Below are 18,361 nucleotides of genomic sequence, written 5' to 3'. Positions count from 1 at the left end.
CGCCGACGGCGTTGTAAGCCCGACCATTTCAATAATCTTCACCCCGCTGAGAACGCCCATTGGTGAATTCCTCTGTTGGGATTGCTCAAGTCGTTAGGCTGAGTGGATACCGGTTTTCGGCAAGTCGCATTACCGCATCGACAGCAACTGCGCCTTGGCCCTGTGGGCATACGATCAGCGGGTTGATTTCGGCTTCGATGAAGCGGTCCTCGTTGGCGATCGCGAACGCCGCGAACTTTTGGATGGCGTCAATAGCTGCGTCCACGTCGCCTTTTGCTCGACCGCGCCAGCCGTCAAGCAATGGAAACAGCTTGAGGCTGCGCAGGGCCGCGCCAATGCTCGCATGCGAAACCGGCAAAAGGAGTGTTGCCGTATCCCGCAGAAGTTCAGCATCCGTACCGCCCATACCGATGGTGAGAGCCAGGCCCATCGGGTCGACTCGGCGTATTCCCACAAGCAGCTCGCCGACTCCATCCTTCACCATTTCTTCCACCAAGAAGTTGCGAATGAAGAGGTGAGGGACGCTTTGATCCAACTTTTCGGCCATCGCGCGTACGGTTTGCCACGCCGCGTCTGGTGTGCCGAGACGGAGCACCACGGCTCCCAGCTCGCTCTTGTGCGCCAGCTCCGCACTAAGCGCTTTGACGACCACCGGAAATACGAGCGTGTCCAACCCATCCGTTTGATCATGTTTAACAATAACGCTGTGCGGGACAGAAATGCCCGCGCGAGCCAATTCAGCTTTGGCGGAAGCCTCGCCGAGAGCTGCCCCCTCTGTGAGGCCGCTCTTGTATTCACGCAGGGCGATCTCCTCATCAGCACGTTGAGAAAGCTCGGCGGTGAGCTCCGAAAAGCGTATGGCATTTGCCACGGCGCGCATGCCGTCTTCCAAACCCATCAGCGGAACCAAACTCTCGCCGATCATCCGCTCCCGAACTTTTCTGCGCAGTTCTTCGGGTACAGTGTTGATGAACGCTGCAGGTATTCCCCGCTCGCGCGCGGCTTGGGCGAAAGCATTAGACGTTATGTCCCAGCCCGCTGGATCAAATCCACCATCTGGTGGATAGCACATAACCATAAGAGCCAAGTCGTAATCATCCGACAAGAATGACTTATAAATGTTTACATTTTGCTCCACAGAGTCGTAATGAGCAAAGGAGATGTCAAGCGGATTAGCCGGATGCACAAGAGCGGGCAAGTACTTCTCCATTTCGACACATGCGGATGTCGATGGTGGTGGCAAGTCTAAGCCGTGAGCCTCTGCCATATCGCCACCTTGAACCGCATACGTACCGCCACTAGAGGCCAGTGCCGTCCGCCGGCCACGCACGCGGGGCGCGAACATCAGCATCTTGAGCGTTTCCATTGCTTCAGTGGCTGAACGCACTTGGACAAACCCCAGTCGCCGAAACAAGGCCGACATGACAACGTCGTCGCCCGCTAGAGAGGCAGTGTGCGACTGGGCAGCTCGACGGCCTGCGGTAGTGCGACCACCCTTGAGGACCACCACCGGAATTCCTTTGCGCGCCGCCTTGAGACCTGCGGCCGCTAGCGCTACCGGATCTGGGATACCCTCGAGGTAGAGATTGATGGCGGAGACCCGGGCATCATCCAAGATCGCATTCATGACATCCGCGGCAGAGACCATTGCCTGATTGCCAAGTCCAACCGAGTACGACACGGGCAGCGATCGGTCGGCATAGCCAATATCCAGAAGATAAGACCCACCGCTGCTGATGAGAGCCACACCACCAATTCCTTCATGATTTCCAAAATGGTCCATCATGAAGGCTGAGCGATCAAGAAAGTTCGCCATACCAGGACAGTTGGGACCTAAGACCGGCATGGCGCCCGCTGCTTCCACAAGTGCCTGCTGATATTGTTCCCCACCGTGCATTTCGGAGAAGCCGGCAGTGTGACAAATTACGCCTGCGACGCCGAACTGCGAAAGCTCTCGGATGAGTTCGACGACGCTGGTATTTGGAACTGCCACATACGCCACGTCTGGTATTTCCGGCAGGCTTGCGACATTTGGCACGCAGGGAATGCCGGCGATCTCAGCCCGTCGCGGATTGACAACATGAAGGCGACCTTGGAAACCGATCGCTCGGCAGTAATCAATAGCAGTCGTCATAAACGGCCCACCGATGAACACCGCACTTTGGGGTGTGAGCATGCGCTTGAGGCGCTCACGCTTGGTGCCGGGAGCGGTATGGCTGTTAACGCCTGGATCCATGGCACTCTGGGTTTGTGTGCGGCCAGCTTTACTATGCATTTAGGTCCTCTACTTTTCTCGGCGCGCTGATAGATGTTGCGTCGGAAGACGACTCGCAGATCATTCTCAAACCGACGCGACCTTCGATGATCCTCCTGCGAAGTACCCCGCGGAGGATCAACTTGCTTAAGCTCGGCGGCGATTGCCTGAGCCCAGCGTAATCGTCAGTCGAACCCTTCATATCGCGCTTGAGCGTGGTCCAACGCCGCTCTCAAACCCTTTTCAGCTGTCATCTTGGTGAACTCGGCATATTCGGGAACCGGCTGCACACCAAGCATTGACATCAGCTCAAGATAGTAGTCGGTCGCGCCTTTGAGCCCCTGCATTTCGTAAACGCGATTGAGATACATCTTGTGCATTCGTTGCATGTCGGGCGGCATTCGTGCCATGAGCGTGGCTTTCCGGCGCGTGGCTTCATGGAGGTCCTCGGGCGCCACTACTTCAGTGATCAATCCCATCACTTTGGCTTCTTCCGCCGACACGTCGCGCGCTGTGAGCAGAAGCTCCTTTGCAGTCTTCATGTTCACTAACCAGGGCATGAACATGCAATGACCTGAAATGCCGTAGCGAACTTCGTTGTAGCCAATCTTCGTATCTGAAGAGGCGATGGTTATGTCGCAAAAGAGGGCAAGCTCAAATCCCTTCCCGATCGCGAACTTATGAACGGACGCTATAACCGGTTTGCTGATGGTCCAAGGTGTGGTGAATTGATCAAACTGACGAAAATACTTCATGCGATATCCGTAGATCGACGAACGATCGTCGGTCGTGTCCTCATAGAGGTCGTGGCCGGCGCAGAATCCCCGGCCGGCACCCCGAACAACGATCACATGTACATTGTCATCAAAGTCGGCACGAAGGAGCCCGGCCCGGAATTCAGCAAGCAGGCGCTCATTCATGGCGTTCATGCTGTCTGGCCGGTTCAGAGTCAGCCAGCAAACGTGTTCCTCATCGACCTCATAAAGGAGGTGCTCGTACTCGGTCGTTTCGTGGGAAATTATCTCCATCACTCTCTCCTTTAGCGGTTAACCTTTGAGCAGCCGTCTATCTCGGCTCGCGCAGTGCTGTAACGGTACGCCTGTCCAGAAGCCGACTGCCTACCGGACAGCGAAAGCACGAACTTCGGCATCGGTGATGTCGGAAACCCCTGAACTGCCCCTTACCTGGGATGGTGTTTGGCCATGCACTCTTTTAAAGCTTCTCGTGAAATGAGAAGCATTCTTCAGGCCAACCTCCAGCGCGACTTCAATGTTTGAAGCCCTCGTCTTTGAGATCATTCGCTTGGCGTAATCCATGCGGATCTGTTTGAAGGCTTGCGCCGGGGACAACCCCGTTGTTTCTATGAAGACTCGCTCGAGCTGCCGCCGCGAGACACCGATGCTTGCCGCCAGATCTTCAATCGTCATCCCGTCGAGGTTTTGCTCCATGGTCATGAGCGCAACCTTGACGTGGATGTTGGTGAAATCTCTAAACAGAGGCCGCCGAGGCTGGATGTGCACTGCCGGTCTGGCCTGATCAATCTGAAGAACCTCGAGTGCGTTCCGTTCGGCCCGTCCGCTGATGTGGCGTCGCACCAGCGTAGCCGCGATATCCGCGGCACTGGTGCCGCCGACGCAAGAACCGCGCCTGCGATCGAGATTGAAAATACAGTCCGCGCGGACGGGATTGTCCGGAAATCGTTCGCGGAACTCCTTTATGTGCAGCCAGCTTACGCAGGTCTGATGATATCGCAGCAATCCTGCTGCGGCCAAAACGAACGATCCCGTACAGACGCCGATGAGCGGCACCTTGGCGACTGCTGCTCGTTTGAGAAAATCGACGGTCTCGCGATCGACCGGATTCTCATCATTGAGAAGACCTCCGACCACGACGATATACTGAAATCGGCTTGGGTCGACGAACGGTGACGTGGGAGCGACGCCAATACCGCAACTCGAGGTAATGAGGTTGCGGCTGCTGCTCATGACTTGCCAGTCCGCGGTTACACGCCCTGAATGGTCCAGTTCATCGCTTGCCAGGCGGATTGTATCGACGAAGAGCGCAAAAGCCGAAAGCGTGAACGAGCGGGCGAGAATAAATCCGATTGCAAGCTTTTGGGGTAAAGCGTCCATGTCGCGACCTACGGTGATGGGCTAAGTGACGGGGCCCGGTTGATAAAAATCGCAAGCGATCGGAGCACCCTCATTTCGTCTAACTCGCGGCCGGAGATAGTCCCAAGCTTGGTGCCGACGAAGCGGCCACGCTGTGCGCCGTTCGCCGCTGACTTCACAATTTTAGCCATTGGATCTATTTGGGCTCTGTCGCAATTCCGGGATGTGGACGGGAACAGCGTCGCCTGGGAGCATTGATCAGGCGGTGAGCATTTCGAATTGCTCGGCAATTGACGGACTCGGATTGTAGGCGAACCTCGCCTGTCGCTTTCGCATCATGTGGACCAGCTCGATGCCGGAGAGGGTGATCTGGGCATTCTCCATAGACTTGAAGCCGAGCATGGATCGAACGCGGCGCTTGATGCGCCGTTGATCCTGTTCGATCCGATTGTTGAGGTATTGGCTCTTGCGGATATGGATCGGTGGTTTGTGTGATCGCTCCCGCAGACGGCTTTCAGTATCGCAGGAAATGATTGCCTCACGATTGGTCTGACTGCCCTCGACGACGATGCTGTTCGGGCGTCCATGATGGGCAAGCGCCTTGCGCAGGAAGCGTTTGGCCGGTGGCGCGGTAAAGGTACATCCAACGGCCGCGAACCTTGATATAGATCTCGTCCATATGCCACTTGCCGGTGACGGTCCGCTTGCGTTTGTTGAAACGCTCCAGAAGCTGGGGCGAGAAGTGGACGACCCAACGATGCACGGTGGAGTGGTCGACGTTCAGGCCTCGCTCGGCCATCATCTCTTCCAGATCACGCAAGCTCAGATTGTAGGCCAGATACCACCGCACTCACTGAAGGATCACGGATTGATCGAAGTGCCTGCCTTTGAACATTGAGCGCTCCCCGAAAATCGAAGAGCTGTCATGCCCCAGTCAAGTTACCGAAAAGTTTGCGACACATCCGGAAACAGGCCCAGCTTCGTCTTCTCGGGAGAACAGGTCGGCGCCGACCAGGAGGGACTGCTCAAGAACGTCTATCCGCAGGCCTATACGGCGGCGACCCGCGACCAGATCAACGAGCAGTCGCTCGTCAAAGCCTACGCCAACCCGCTTCTGCTCGCGCTCGTCCTCTCGGTCATTGAGAATGCCCAGATCACCCTCTCCGGCATCGAGCTGGTCCACATGATGCGAAAGCGACAGGCGAGGTTCGCCTACAATCCGAGTCCGTCAATTGCCGAGCAATTCGAAATGCTCACCGCCTGATCAATGCTTCCAGGCGACGCTCTTCCCGTCCACATCCCGGAATTGCGACAGAGCCGCCAATCCTGCATGCCGACAAAAGCTATGACAGCAATGCCATCCGGGAGCAGGTTCGCGGACGCGGCGCCTTCGCCAATATCCCGCCCAAGGCGAACCGAAAATGGAAGAATTGTTTCTCGCCCTTCCTCTACAAGGACCGCAATGCGATTGAGCGCATGTTCTGTCGCATCAAGGACTTCCGTCGCATCCCAACTCGCTACGATCGGCTCGCCCGCAACTTCCTCGCCGCGTCTGCATCGCTGCAACCGTCAGCTACTGGTTATGAGTCTTAGCCCTAAGGCTGCCGAAGCTTGGGAACCAGAGCGCTGGAGATGGCGGCTGCCGTCGGCCGCCGCAGCCGGAAATCTCGGCGGCAGGTGCCCATCGATCAGGATGGAAAAGTGCGATGATGACGGTCCCAAGACCGCCAAGCGTATTCAAAGTCATAAAAAAAGATACTGGATCGCGAGCAAAGCAGCATTTTCCCTGGATGGCCAGCTAAGCCTTGTGATGGACCTGCCCCGAATTCCCGCAGCCCCGGCCCTCAAACCGCTCTTATGGCGCACGCCGTGGAGGTGTCTGACCCGGAGCGTGTCACCGTCCCGTTCGCCCTCATCCGGCGAACAATTCCTTGTAACCGGTAGTCACCATCCAGTTCGCCCGATCGAGATGGCTTCGCGCGGCTTTCCGCGCGCGCTCCGGTTCTTGCACCGGATCGATGCCGAGGATGATCTGCGCCATCTCCTCATAGCTGGCGTCGTCGGCGCCCGCATCCAGGAACCTCAAGTAGGTCGTGAAGTGCTCCTTGTCGTAGGCGGTCAGGCTGTCGGCCCAAAGGACTTCATCTTTGAAGCCTGGTCCAACGTCGGGGTATTTTGCCATGACATCGAGCTCCGGAAGTATGTAATCGGAAGAACGAGAATTTCTTTTGGACAGCCTAACCAAGCGGATGGGGAATATCGTCCCTAAGATAACATCCCGATCATGGTTCGCAAGCGCCGATCGAGGAGCGGCGGTGCAGAAGCGTCAACGCATGGTCAAAAGAAAAGGGGTACGATGTCTATTTGCTGGCGCTCGGCCGGCCGCGAAAGAGGCGACAGGCGACGCCCAACACCTGCGTGGCAAGGCAGTGACGAGAGAAATAGATATCGCTTCTGTGGAGCGGCCGCAGAATTCTCATGAGGTTCGTTTCTCGGTTAAGGATGGCCTGCGCCAGACGGCCTGCGGCGGCCGACGCCACATCTCTACCGAAGCCACATTCCGCACCCGCCTCTTCCCGAGGGGTAACCCGCGTCATAACCGTGCTTGCGCCCAAGTTCGGTGACGGAACTGGCTCTTCGCGGGAGCCGATACGGGAGCGGAGACCTTGGCACGCGCCATTGACGATCATCGAGACGGCAAAGATGAATGGTCTTGATCCGCAGGCATATCTGGCTGACGTGCTCGATCGCATCCACGATCACAAGATCAATCGGTTAGACGAATTGCTTCCGTGGAACTGGTCGGCGATCACCACAATCGACGCAAGGCAGCCTGATGGCGACAGTCACCGCGTCCGTACGATCAAATTTGTTGCCGAAATCCTCGAAGAGGACCCGGAGCTTCTTCAGGCAATCGTCTCCAACGATGATAATCTGAGCTACGGCAGCATCATCTCCGTGTACACCGGAGACGACGAATCCGTGACCGCACTGACAGACGACGGCATGGACGAATTGGAGCAGATGCTCAAAGACGCCCGCCGCTCACCCCAAGAATGGAACGACTTCCTCGACAGCTTTGTTGACGACGAGCTGCTCGTCGCTCGCATCAAAGCAAAATCTCCGCGGTAGCAATCAGGCGGTTACGCTTGAGTCGATGGTCGAGGACAAGGAGGCGTCGCTATTGACCTTAGCGGCCGAGCAATATGCGACCGTCAACAAGTATGCCGGTGCGTTCCTGCAGGCGTTCACGTTCCGCTCAGCGCGCCGCCACGATCCCCTCTTGCGGCGATTTCGCTGCTGAAACGGCTCTATGCCGAGAAGCGGCGGACCCTTCCGGATACCGTCAGCCTGTCAAAGTTCAAGTAGATGGCTCAACTGTTGCATGGGACAGCTCTTACTTCTCATTTGCTCCAGGTGCGGACGCGGCGCACGAGCTCGGAAGTTGAGATCCCGTAGCGATCGTGAAGCGTCGGCAGCGCGCCAGCATCGAGGAACTCGTCGGGCAGGGCGATCTGTCGAAAGACTGGGGACACTCTCTCGCGCATCAGCAGCGCGGCAACGCTTTCGCCAAGGCCACCAATGATGGTGTGGTTCTCCGCCGCCACCACCAGCCGTCCCGAACGGCGCGCGGCAGCGAGTATCGCCTCCTTATCCAGAGGTTTGATCGTCGGAACGTGCAGAACGGCGCAGCCAATCCTGTCGGCTTCAAGCGCCTTCGCGGCCTCCAGCGCGCGCATGGTCATCAGGCCGCTGGAAATGAACAGTACGTCCGCGCCCTCGCGCAGCATTCGCGCCTTGCCGATTTCAAATGTATAGTCGTATTCGTCGAGCACGACAGGAACCTTACCGCGCAAAAGCCGCATGTAGACCGGTCCGTTGTAGTCCGCGATCGCCTCCGTAGCCTGTTCGATGTCGAGCGCGTCGCAAGGGTCGATGATCGTCAGGTTCGGCATGCCGCGGAAGATCGCGATGTCCTCTGTCGCCTGGTGGCTGGGGCCATAACCGGTCGTCAGCCCCGGTAAGGCGCAGACGATCTTCACATTGAGTTTCTCCTCGGCGATCGCCATGCAGATGAAATCGTAGGCACGTCGCGATGCGAAGACCGCGTAGGTCGTGGCGAAGGGCGTAAAACCCTCCCGCGCCAGGCCGGCGGCGGCGCTCATGAGCACCTGCTCCGCCATGCCCATCTGATAGAAGCGGTCCGGATGCTCCTGTGCGAAGATATGGAGATCGGTGTATTTCGCGAGGTCTGCCGTCAGGCCAACTATTCCGGGCCGCTGATGCGCCAGTCTGGCCAGTGTGTGCCCGAACGGCGCATTGCGTGTCGGTACGCCATCGGGCGCGATCGACGCGATCATCGCCGATGTGGTCTTGCGCTCACCGGCATTGGCGGCGTGGCGCGGTGCGAACTTTGACAACCTCACTGCGGACGTCCCTTTTCCAAAGCTTCGAGCGCCAGCGCCCATTCGTGCGGTTCGACGCGGATAAAATGCGTGATGTCGCGGGTTTCCAGGAACGGCACGCCCTTCGCCATACGGGTATCGCAGACAATGACGCGCGGGCGAGGTTCCTTAAGTTCGCGTGCCTGGTCGAAGGCCACCCGTACCGCTTCGAGGTCGTTGCCGTCGACGCGCTGTGCATACCAGCCGAACGCCTCGAACTTGTCGGTTACCGGCTCGGAGGAAAGCATGGCCGTCGATGGACCATCGGCCTGCTGGTTGTTGAAGTCGACGATCGCAATGAGATTGTCGAGCCTATGGTGCGCGGCCGACATCGTGGCTTCCCAGGTCGAGCCCTCGCCGAGCTCGCCGTCGGACAAAAGATTGTAGACGAAACTGTCGCTCTGCTTGCGTTTCAGTCCCAGGCACATGCCGACGGCAATGCCAAGGCCATGACCGAGCGAGCCCCCGGTGATCTCCATGCCGGGCGTGTATGCCGCCATGCCGGACATCGGCATGCGGCTATCGTCGCTGCCATAGGTTTCGAGCTCTTCCTCCGGCAGCACGCCCGCTTCGATCAGAGCCGCGTAGAGCGCGATCGCATAGTGTCCGATCGATAGCAGGAAGCGATCGCGTCCCTCCCACAACGTGTCCTGCGGCCGGTAACGAAGCGCATGGAAATAGGCGACGGCAAGCACATCGGCGACACCGAGCGCCTGACCGACGTAACCTTGGCCCTGGACTTGACCCATCCGCACGGCATGTCGCCGGATCCGATAGGCTCGTTCGGCAAGGCTGACATTGCTGCCGGCGCGAGGCATCTCAAGATCCGTTGTCCCCTCAGCCATGGATCAGCATCCCGCCGTTGACGTCGATCACGGCGCCGGTGATGTAGCTGGCCAGATCGGACGCCAGAAAGAGATAGGCGCCGGCGACGTCGCGGGCGTCGCCCAGCCGGCTGAGCGGAATACCCTTGATGATGTCGGAGCGCATGGCGTCGGTCAGCTTGTCACCGGTGATGTCGGTCTGGATCAGGCCCGGCGTGACGCAGTTGACGCGGATGCGGTCGGGCCCGAATTCGCGCGCCATGGCCTTGGCGAGCCCGAGCACGCCCGCCTTGGCAGCCGAATAGTGCGGGCCACCGAAGATGCCGCCGCCGCGTTGCGCGGAAACCGACGACATGCAGATGATCGAGCCGCCGCCATTTTCGCGCATATACGGGATGAAGGCCTGGCTGACATAGAGGACGCCGCGCAGATTGACATCAAGGATGCGGTCCCAATCCGCGGGGCCGATATCCAGTGTCTTTACCGGCTGCGTGACGCCCGCATTGTTGCAGAGCACGTCGACCTTGCCGAAGGTCTCTGTCACTTGTGCCGCCGCCCTCTTGCAGGCGTCGAGGTCGGTGACGTCGCAGGCAAGGCCGATGTGCTCGGCACCGAGCGACACGGCTGCGTTTCGAGCTTGCTCCTCATCGAGGTCGAGTATTGCAACGCGTGCCCCGTGCTCCGCCATCAACGTTGCCGTGGAGCGGCCAATTCCCCGAGGGCTGGCTGCACCCGAAATCACCACGGCCTTGCCCTTCAGCAACATCTCAAAGTCTCCTGCTGTTTCAACTGTTTCGGCGGATGATCTAGAGCCGGTAGTATCTGGCGGCGTTGTCGTGGAACAACGCGAGCCGCTCCTGGTGCGTGTAGCCTCGCGTGATCTCCTTGAATGCGTTCACGATGGCGTCGAAGCTCGAGAACAGCTTGTCGACCGGAAAGTTTGTCGCGAACATGCAGCGGCCGACGCCGAAGGCCGCGATTGCCTCTTCGACATAGGGACGGATCGTCGCCACGGTCCATTTCCAGTCGCCCATGCCCAGGCCCGATATCTTGCACGCGACATTCGGCGCTTGCGCCAACTGGTGCATGCCTTTTTTCCAGGCGCCAAAATGCTCGGGGCCGTCGACCTGCATGCCGGTGTGGTTGAGAATGATCTGGACGTCGGGAAAGTCGCGCGCGAGCTCTAGGAACTCGCCCATTTGTGGGTAGTAGAGCTGCAGGTCGAAACTCAGCCGGCGTTTCGCCAGTTCGCCAAACCCCCGTCGCCATTGTGGCGTCCGGCTCACTTCCGGCCGAGCCTGATAGGTCTTGGCCGGGTCGGGATGGTAATTCATCGACTGCCGGATACCCCTGAAGTTCGGATACTCCATGTGCCGATCGAGAAGGTCGCCCACATCGGGTTTGGATAGGTCGGCATAGCCGACGATGCCGTGAGGGAAGCCCCGTTTATTCGCGATCTCTTGCAGCCAGCGGGTTTCCCCGACCGGATCGCTGGGATCGAACCCCACATCCAGATGCACAGATTTCACCAGGTTCTGGTTCCTGGCGTCTTCTAGGTAGTCGTCGAGAAGGTAGCTTTTGCGGATCGCCTCGTAGTCGCCGAAGGCCGACGGCTTAACCCCGTCGGTTAGCCACGGATAGTAATTGGCCTCCAGGTCCCACAGATGATGGTGCGGATCGATAAACGGCAGCTCGGCCACGGTCGGTATTCCTCGCTCGGGGTCTGGACCCGCCGGCATGGCCGGCGGGTCCATTAGGTGGCGGTCAGTTGCTGGGCGGGAACACGCGAGCGATGACCTTCTTGGCCTCCGGACTGTCGACCTTGTCGGCAGTCACGAGAGGCATGACCAAGGCCATGTCCTGGGTCACCGGCGCGCCCGTCAGCGCATTGTAGACCTGCTGGGTGCCGTCGATGCCCTGTCCCACCGCCTCCTGGAAGAAGATGCCCTGGATCGCTCCCTTCTTCAGCAGCGCGATCGTGGTTGGCGAGCCGTCGGCGACGGTAATGCCGATCTTGCCGGTCAGCCCCCGGGTCTCGACCACCTTGGCGGCGCCGGTCCCGGCTTCGTCATACATCCCATAGATGGCCTTGACGTCGGGATTGGCGGTCAACAGGTCGTTGGCCTGGGTGACGGCTTCGTTTATGGTTAGGCCCCGGGTCTCTAGCATCTGGACGAGGTCGCAGCCGTCGGCTGCAAACGCCTCCTTGGCGCCCTTGAGGTACTTCTGGGCATTCTCCCGGTCCTGCGGCAGGGACAGCATGCCAACCTTGTTGCCGCCACGCTCCTTGGCGAGGTCGCAAGTGAATTTCCCCTGCGCCTTGCCGGTCTCATAGTTGTTCGCGGTGACCGAGGACGTATAGTTCGTGGGGCCCGGCTGTGGCCCGATGCCGGCAAAGGCGATCGGCACCTTCTGCTTCGCCAAATAGTCGAGCAGCGGCGGTGTCGACGTCGAGCTGACGGGCCCGATCACAATGGCCGAGACACCTTTGGTGACGGCTGTCCTGGCATTGTCCATCTGCTTGGCGGGTGAATTCTCCGACGAATACTCGACATAGTCCATGCCAAGTTCCTTGGCCTTCTCCTTCACGCCGTAGCCGACCCATTGCCAGTATGAGATGTCCAGCGATGGGGCGATGTAGGCTACGGTCTTCTTGTCTTCAGCGTATGACGCGCTGGTTAGTGCGGCCGCGGCCATTGCCGCAAGCAGGATGGTCTTCATTTTCATCTTGGTTCCTCCCGTTGATGATCTAGATGCGGTTCTTGTTGCTGAAGCGGTCGATCAGAACCGCGAGCAGGATTGCGGCGCCGGTGACCGAGCCTTGCCAGAAGCTGTTCACGCCGATGAGATTCACGCCGTTCTGGATGCAGGTGATCATCAGAGCGCCCAGCACAGCGCCAATGGCACTGCCTGTTCCGCCAAAGAGGCTGGCCCCGCCGATGACGACGGCGGCAATCGCCTGCAGCATGAGGCTGGCCCCTGCCATCGCTTCGGCGTTGAGGATGTAGCTGACGGTCAACAGCCCGGCGAAAGAAGCAAGCAGGCTCGATACGACATAGGCCGCGAACTTGATGCGCAGAACCGGAATGCCGAGCAGCAATTGCCGATGAACCGACAGCATAGAACCAGCGTCCAAGGACGACCTTGCGCAAGGCGTATTCCAGCAGGACCATCAGGAAGATGCAGAATAGAAGATGGTTGGGCATGCCGGGAACGATCTCGCCGGAATTCAGGAGCCAGAAATCCGGGACGCCGATCGGCATCGAACGCCCATTGGTGACGATGAAGGCAAGGCTGCCCGCCACTGCGTAGGTGATGAGCGTGACGACGAAAGGCGCGAGCCCGACGACCGTGACCAGAAGGCCATTGATCGAGCCGAACACAAGACCGACCGCCAGGCCGGCAGCACTCGCGGTCAGTCCGTCAGCGCCATTGGCCATCGCCAGCGCGGTCACCATTCCGGTCAGGGAAAAGACTGATCCGACGGAAAGATCGATTCCGCCGGTAATGACGACCAGCAAAACACCGAGCGACATGATGATGAGAGGCGCGGCGGCCTGGATGATGTTTTGGACGTTGCCCATGCTGAGTGCGGCGGGCACGAACATGCCGACGGCCAGCAGCAGGACAACAATTGCCCCGGCAATCGCGGCTTCCGTGCGATAGGATAAAAGAACTGCTGGGACGCGGGACCTGGTGACCCGGCCTTTGTCGTTTGTCGTGGCGCCGTTGGTTGCGTCGGTCATGCCGCCATCCCCGTCAGTTCGGCGAGCCCGCCTTCGGTGTAGCGTTCTTCAGGCAGAAATCCCTTTGGCCGCCCATCGGTGTCGAAGGCGAAAATGGCGTCGCAAAGCTCGAGCAGTTCGACGTTCTCGGTCGACCACCAGATGATGATCGCGCCGGCGTCTGCCATCTCCCGGATCAAGGCGTAGATGTCGTGCTTGGTGCCGATGTCGACGCCTCGGGTCGGCTCTTCCAGCACCACCATCTTGAGCGGCAGTCCAAGCCAGCGTGCGACGAGAAGCTTCTGCTGGTTGCCGCCGGACAGCGAAGCCGGCAGATCCCAGATCGAGCCGGCTTTCAACTTCAGCGCCGAAACCAGGCCACGACATTCCTGCCTTTCGGCCGCCGCAACGATGCGCCGCTTCTCGCGCACCCTGCGCGCTGCAAGCACGTTGTCGACGATGGGAAGCTGCGAAAGGATGCCCTTGGTGGCTCGGTCGCCTGAGACGAAGCCGATACCAGCGCGCGCCGCTGCCGCTGGAGACGAGAAGCGGTCCGCAAAACCCTCGCCGGAAAGGCGCCAACCGGCTCCGGGTCCCGCGCCGACAAGGGGAGCTATGAGACCGCTCGGACCCGCGGGTGAGCCGGCCAATCCCAGGATGGTGCCGGACGAAATCGCGATCCTGACGTTGTCTGGACCCAGCAGCTCGATTGGTCCGCCCTGTTGGAGGTCCTTTTGTGCGTTTCGCTGCGTTGCCGGACGCTGCGCGGGTTGTCCCATCTGCCGGACGATCTCGGCGTCGCCAAGCGAGGCAAGGGGCGTTGCATTCGCGATCGTGACGCCATCGCGCAAGATCGTGCAGACATCGCATAGCTCGCGGATTTCCCGCATACGGTGCGAAACAAAGACGATGCCCATGCCTTCCTCGCGCACCAACCGCTTCAATACCGAGAAGAGTTTGGCCGTCTCGCCGGCGGTGAGATTGGCCGTGGGCTCGTCAAGGAGCAGCACTTCGGCTCCGGTGGAAAGGGCACGAGCGATCTCGACGATCTGGCCTTCGTGGAGGGACAATTTGCGTGCTGGCAGATCAATGATCTCTTCGCCGATCGCCGGGTCGATCAGGCGCAGGGCATCAAGCGCAATTTCGCGCATGCGGCGACGGCTGATCTGCGACCAGCCCGACCTTGCATGCACAATGCCGATGTTTTCCGCGACCGACAGCTCGGGCAACAGCGCCAGCTCCTGATGTACCACCGCGATGATCGGGCTGGTGTGGCCGGCCTTCGACGAGGCGAAGCCAATGTCGCCGGCATCGCGTGAGGTCAGCCCCGTGATGATGCGGATGAGAGTGCTTTTGCCGGCGCCGTTGCCGCCTAGGAGCGCGTGGATTTCGCCAGCCCGAACCTGAAAACTCACCCCCCGAAGGACCTGTGTCGCGCCGTAGTTCTTCTCGACATTGGAAGCTTCGATCAGGAGCTTCCTGCTCAATGCCTGTCCAACTCCCGGCACGTTGCCGGCACCCAAGCTTTGGGCTGAACCCGCTTCCATTCTGCATCTCCTCCCTGAGACCACCAGATCATGCGACCGATTGACATTCGGCTCAATTCTCGTTTCTTAACATTCTGTGTAGCTGAGCTTAACTGACTAGATCGATGTCAAATCTCAAGTTCAATTCGATGACCCATTTTGAGGCGGTTGCGCGGCTTGGCGGCGTGGCCAAGGCTGCGCAAGAATTGCGGGTGACACCGTCGGCGGTTAGCCAGCAGTTGCGGCTGCTTGAACACCAACTCGGGGTGCGGCTCTTTCAGCGCGAAAAGCGCCATCTCTCCCTGACGATCGACGGCGAACGGCTGTACCAGACCACCACCCAGGCGTTCGAATCTATACGCGAGGTGCGAAACGCCATCGTGCGGCAGCATGAAAGCTCCCAGCTCAGCATTCGCGTCAGTCCTTCTTTTGGCGAGAAGTGGCTGGCGCCTCGATTGGCCGAATTCAGCAAGGACTATCCAAGCTGGAATTTGCGCGTCGACGCCACGCCCAATTTCTCGGACTTCGAAACGGAGGTTATCGATCTGGATCTGCGTTATGGCGACGGCGGCTGGGCCGATCTCTACTCGAACTGCGTCATCAATGACCTGATCCTGCCGATGTGTTCGCCTTCATACCTTGCCGAACTGCGTGCACTTTCGGCCGATCCGCGCGAACAGATTCGCCATGCGAGACTGATCGACAGCGTGAAGGCCTATTTCCGGTGGGATTATTGGCTGCCGCGCAACGGTATCCTGGGCGCCCGCATGACTTATCCCTATCGCTTCGACCGGTCGTCGATGTCTGTCCAGTTGGCGAAGGATGGGGCGGGCGTGGTCCTGGAAAGCACTTCCATCGCATTCGAGGACCTGGCGTCGGGCTCTCTGGTTCCGGTCTCGACCGAGTTCGAGGTCATCGAGTTTCCGGGATACTGGCTGGTCTGTCCTTCGCGGCATATGAACCGACGCGCGGTTCGCCTGTTTTCTGAATGGGTGTCACGGGTAGGCAAACGCGATACTGATCTGGCACGCCGGTTCTTGACCGAGAAGGAGCATCGCATATCCTTCGAACGTCGGCCACACTTCGGCGCGTCGACATAGCACTTTGGAAAGGCACGCAGCACAAAGCAGGCTGCTAGGTGTTTGATCCCGAGGAGGCGCTGCTAGTCGATCCGAGAGCGATCGAATTTCAGCCACGACGAAAAACCATCCAGCAGGAGGCGCAGGCGCCCTGCCCTGCGCGCGGATATAGTCGTATTCACGCCAACCGGATAGTCGATATAGGCCTTGGCGCCGCCGCCATAGAACGTGGACTTGTCTGGTGTGTTCAGTTCGGCTCCTTCCCAGAGCCTGCGCACGAGATTCGGATTGGCAAGGAAGAGTTTGCCGAAGGCCACCAGGTCGGCCCGCCTTCCGCGAACACCGTCTTAGCAAGCTTGCCGTCATAGCCATTGTTGACCAGCCAGGCACCGTTGCTGACAGCGTCGCCATTTAGTGGAACGGCCGCTCGCCTTGCCGAAAATCCCGCGCTCCCCCTGTCGCCTTTTATGACGTGGACATAGGCAAGGGCATAGCGGCCAGCCGCCTCACGACATTGACGCAAGGTTGCTCACCAGACCGATCGAAAACTAATCTTCGGGCAGGAGAAGCCCGAGCGCCGGCTCTATGAGATTGCAACGCTAGCGGCTTTGCGAATTCGGCTCCGATCCGCAGATATTTGGGTCGATGGCAGCCGATCCTTCCGGCCGATCGACGAGCATCTGATGCCGCGGTCAACGTTCACCACCCTGAAAGAGCAGGATCGCCTCGGACCGGGCGTCAGAAAAATAATGTCACATTGACGACGCTGCAGATCATGGCAAAAGGCTTGCAAGTGTCTTTTGCAGGATTGCTCGCCGGCGGTAAGAAAGTTCCGGAATGGGCGCATCGGTTGGACGACAGGCGGAGGCGACATTCATGAAACTGGAATGCGTTGCCCAATCTGAAGTCCACGCCCGAGAAGCGTTGCACCAGGCCGTTGTAGAAATTCTGGAGTATTCGACCGACGCCAACTGATGCGGTTTAATGCCCCTCTCCAGGATTGCCTTGGTGATGACGCCGGTTCCCGCGCCAAGCTCCAGGATCGGCATTCCGGACCGCGGGTTGACCCCGCTTGCCATCCGGCGCGCCGCATAAATCGAAGTGGGGATAAGAGCCCCCACGCCCTTCTTGTCCTTCTGCCAGCCTTTGAAGAATTGGACTTCTTCCTCAAACCTCTTGCCGAGCAGCTCCTTCAGTCGGAAAACCATGTTCTCTCCGTGCTCCGGCCATTTAGCGAAGCGCGTTGTCGCCAAGCTCTGCGAATTTTGCAAGCCCGTTACAACTTGCTTGCGTGTTAAGGCCCGTCACAGGCAGTCACGAACAGTGAGGGCGTCTTGCGCTCGCAGAGCCACGCCATTTTTGATCTTCGCCCGTCCCTCTTCCGTCTTGACTAGCATGAGCTTACAGACTATCTCACCGCCACGTTAGCACTCGCCACTGACGAGTGCTAACGACGCTCCGGCAACGGGCAGCCGTTCAACCTCCGCACCAGGGACATCCAAAAATGGCAAAGTCGAATTTCCGGCCGCTGCATGACCGCGTGGTCGTTCGCCGCGTCGAGTCCGAATCCAAGACCGCCGGCGGGATCATCATCCCGGACACTGCAAAGGAAAAGCCGCAGGAAGGCGAGATCATTGCTGTTGGCTCGGGCGCCCGTGACGAAGCTGGCAAGTTGCTCCCCTTGGACGTCAAGGCCGGCAACCGCATCCTGTTCGGCAAGTGGTCGGGCACCGAAGTCAAGCTCAATGGCGAAGACCTTCTGATCATGAAGGAATCCGACATCATNGTTCGGCAAGTGGTCGGGCACCGAAGTCAAGCTCAATGGCGAAGACCTTCTGATCATGAAGGAATCCGACATCATGGGCATCATCGGCTGATTATCGGCCTCACCCTCAACTCGAATTTTTCGGGCTCTATCCGAGCCCCTGCCAGGAGCTAAAACATGGCTGCCAAAGACGTAAAATTCTCCCGCGATGCCCGTGAGCGCATGCTGCGCGGCGTCAACATCCTCGCCGACGCGGTGAAGGTCACGCTCGGTCCCAAGGGCCGCAACGTCGTCATCGACAAGTCGTTCGGCGCCCCGCGCATCACCAAGGACGGCGTCACCGTCGCCAAGGAAATCGAACTTGAAGACAAGTTCGAGAACATGGGCGCGCAGATGGTCCGCGAAGTTGCTTCGAAGACCAACGACATCGCCGGCGACGGCACCACGACCGCGACCGTTCTGGCGCAGTCGATCGTCCAGGAAGGCCACAAGGCCGTTGCCGCCGGCATGAACCCGATGGACCTGAAGCGCGGCATCGACCTGGCCGTGACCGAAGTCGTCGCGGCTCTCGGCAAGGCTGCCAAGAAGATCAAGACCTCCGAGGAAGTCGCCCAGGTCGGCACGATCTCGGC

At 59.3% G+C, this 18,361-nt stretch carries 14 protein-coding genes and 10 pseudogenes; 10 read left to right on the top strand and 14 right to left on the bottom strand.

What is annotated here, in order from left to right:
• Nucleotides 1-85: 85 nt before the first annotated feature.
• From X733_RS137140 to X733_RS01000000166895, 4 genes and pseudogenes are all read right to left on the bottom strand, one after another.
• Nucleotides 86-2,236 carry an acetate--CoA ligase family protein gene (locus X733_RS137140; RefSeq protein ID WP_023820358.1) on the bottom strand — a complete coding sequence of 717 codons (2,151 nt, stop codon included), beginning with the start codon at nt 2,234-2,236 and terminating at the stop codon, nt 86-88.
• A 203-nt stretch (nt 2,237-2,439) separates the two neighbouring features.
• Nucleotides 2,440-3,282 (bottom strand): enoyl-CoA hydratase/isomerase family protein, encoded by an 843-nt coding sequence (locus X733_RS137145; RefSeq protein WP_023820357.1) that lies wholly within the window; start codon nt 3,280-3,282, stop codon nt 2,440-2,442.
• Between the two features lie 90 nt (nt 3,283-3,372).
• Entirely contained in the window at nt 3,373-4,386 is a 1,014-nt protein-coding gene (locus tag X733_RS137150) for a helix-turn-helix domain-containing protein (RefSeq protein ID WP_023820356.1), read from the bottom strand.
• Nucleotides 4,387-4,623: 237 nt separating this feature from the next.
• Nucleotides 4,624-5,215, bottom strand: a pseudogene (locus X733_RS01000000166895) (IS6 family transposase).
• Between the two features lie 297 nt (nt 5,216-5,512).
• On the opposite strand from X733_RS01000000166895, the pseudogene X733_RS1000000169115 reads away from it, so the two are divergent.
• Together X733_RS1000000169115 and X733_RS1000000169110 are read left to right on the top strand one after the other, a co-directional pair.
• Nucleotides 5,513-5,629 (top strand): annotated as a pseudogene (locus tag X733_RS1000000169115) (IS6 family transposase); the annotation flags it as partial.
• A gap of 44 nt (nt 5,630-5,673) precedes the next feature.
• Nucleotides 5,674-5,951, top strand: a pseudogene (locus X733_RS1000000169110) (transposase); the annotation flags it as partial.
• A gap of 326 nt (nt 5,952-6,277) precedes the next feature.
• Here X733_RS1000000169110 and X733_RS137160 read toward each other — a convergent pair.
• Nucleotides 6,278-6,547 carry a DUF2285 domain-containing protein gene (locus X733_RS137160; protein ID WP_023820352.1) on the bottom strand — a complete coding sequence of 90 codons (270 nt, stop codon included), beginning with the start codon at nt 6,545-6,547 and terminating at the stop codon, nt 6,278-6,280.
• Nucleotides 6,548-6,989: 442 nt separating this feature from the next.
• Here X733_RS137160 and X733_RS1000000169975 point away from each other — a divergent pair.
• The 3 genes and pseudogenes from X733_RS1000000169975 to X733_RS1000000169105 all read left to right on the top strand — a co-directional run.
• Nucleotides 6,990-7,170: pseudogene (locus tag X733_RS1000000169975) on the top strand (transposase domain-containing protein); the annotation flags it as partial.
• A gap of 57 nt (nt 7,171-7,227) precedes the next feature.
• A complete protein-coding gene (locus X733_RS0136215) occupies nt 7,228-7,497 on the top strand; it encodes a hypothetical protein (protein ID WP_031194283.1) in 270 nt (89 codons plus the stop codon).
• A gap of 16 nt (nt 7,498-7,513) precedes the next feature.
• Nucleotides 7,514-7,707 (top strand): annotated as a pseudogene (locus X733_RS1000000169105) (hypothetical protein); the annotation flags it as partial.
• Between the two features lie 62 nt (nt 7,708-7,769).
• On the opposite strand, the gene X733_RS137165 reads toward X733_RS1000000169105, so the two are convergent.
• The 7 genes and pseudogenes from X733_RS137165 to X733_RS137190 all read right to left on the bottom strand — a co-directional run bounded on the left by X733_RS137165 (nt 7,770) and on the right by X733_RS137190 (nt 14,846).
• On the bottom strand, nt 7,770-8,726 hold the full coding sequence (locus X733_RS137165) for a transketolase family protein (protein WP_245274555.1): 957 nt from the start codon (nt 8,724-8,726) through the stop codon (nt 7,770-7,772).
• 62 nt (nt 8,727-8,788) lie between these two features.
• Nucleotides 8,789-9,628, bottom strand: coding sequence for a transketolase (locus X733_RS137170; RefSeq protein WP_023820348.1), 840 nt, complete (start codon nt 9,626-9,628; stop codon nt 8,789-8,791).
• A 19-nt stretch (nt 9,629-9,647) separates the two neighbouring features.
• On the bottom strand, nt 9,648-10,400 hold the full coding sequence (locus X733_RS137175) for an SDR family NAD(P)-dependent oxidoreductase (RefSeq protein WP_031194279.1): 753 nt from the start codon (nt 10,398-10,400) through the stop codon (nt 9,648-9,650).
• A 40-nt stretch (nt 10,401-10,440) separates the two neighbouring features.
• The gene (locus tag X733_RS137180) at nt 10,441-11,334 is read right to left on the bottom strand and encodes an amidohydrolase (RefSeq protein ID WP_031194278.1); all 894 of its coding nucleotides are present in this window, start codon (nt 11,332-11,334) and stop codon (nt 10,441-10,443) included.
• A 64-nt stretch (nt 11,335-11,398) separates the two neighbouring features.
• Complete coding sequence (locus X733_RS137185) at nt 11,399-12,361, bottom strand: substrate-binding domain-containing protein (protein WP_023820345.1); 963 nt, start codon at nt 12,359-12,361, stop codon at nt 11,399-11,401.
• Nucleotides 12,362-12,383: 22 nt separating this feature from the next.
• Nucleotides 12,384-13,380, bottom strand: a pseudogene (locus X733_RS01000000166890) (ABC transporter permease).
• Nucleotides 13,377-14,846, bottom strand: a complete 1,470-nt coding sequence (locus X733_RS137190) for a sugar ABC transporter ATP-binding protein (protein ID WP_023820341.1) — start codon at nt 14,844-14,846, stop codon at nt 13,377-13,379. The pseudogene X733_RS01000000166890 and the gene X733_RS137190 overlap by 4 nt, the downstream one beginning before the upstream one ends.
• Before the next feature lie 164 nt (nt 14,847-15,010).
• On the opposite strand from X733_RS137190, the gene X733_RS137195 reads away from it, so the two are divergent.
• Nucleotides 15,011-15,985 (top strand): LysR substrate-binding domain-containing protein, encoded by a 975-nt coding sequence (locus X733_RS137195; RefSeq protein ID WP_023820340.1) that lies wholly within the window; start codon nt 15,011-15,013, stop codon nt 15,983-15,985.
• 164 nt (nt 15,986-16,149) lie between these two features.
• Here the strand turns inward: X733_RS137195 and X733_RS1000000171160 are convergent.
• Nucleotides 16,150-16,426, bottom strand: a pseudogene (locus X733_RS1000000171160) (alkene reductase); the annotation flags it as partial.
• 71 nt (nt 16,427-16,497) lie between these two features.
• Here X733_RS1000000171160 and X733_RS1000000171155 point away from each other — a divergent pair.
• A pseudogene (locus tag X733_RS1000000171155) lies at nt 16,498-16,707 on the top strand (hypothetical protein); the annotation flags it as partial.
• Between the two features lie 30 nt (nt 16,708-16,737).
• Here X733_RS1000000171155 and X733_RS01000000166885 read toward each other — a convergent pair.
• Nucleotides 16,738-17,172: a hypothetical protein gene (locus X733_RS01000000166885; RefSeq protein ID WP_023820338.1), complete on the bottom strand. Its 435-nt coding sequence runs from the start codon at nt 17,170-17,172 to the stop codon at nt 16,738-16,740.
• Nucleotides 17,173-17,468: 296 nt separating this feature from the next.
• Between X733_RS01000000166885 and X733_RS0136200 the strand changes: the two are divergent.
• The 3 genes and pseudogenes from X733_RS0136200 to X733_RS0136195 form a co-directional block, all read left to right on the top strand.
• Nucleotides 17,469-17,747, top strand: a pseudogene (locus X733_RS0136200) (co-chaperone GroES); the annotation flags it as partial.
• A gap of 4 nt (nt 17,748-17,751) precedes the next feature.
• Nucleotides 17,752-17,841 (top strand): annotated as a pseudogene (locus X733_RS1000000169090) (co-chaperone GroES); the annotation flags it as partial.
• 65 nt (nt 17,842-17,906) lie between these two features.
• On the top strand, nt 17,907-18,361 hold a 455-nt coding region (locus X733_RS0136195), incomplete at its 3' end, for a TCP-1/cpn60 chaperonin family protein (protein WP_031194276.1).

The organism is Mesorhizobium sp. L2C066B000, assembly GCF_000502335.1.
Taxonomy (GTDB): Bacteria; Pseudomonadota; Alphaproteobacteria; order Rhizobiales; family Rhizobiaceae; genus Mesorhizobium.
The sequence above is the reverse complement of the archived record's forward strand: the minus strand, read 5'-3'. Positions and strand labels throughout refer to the sequence as shown.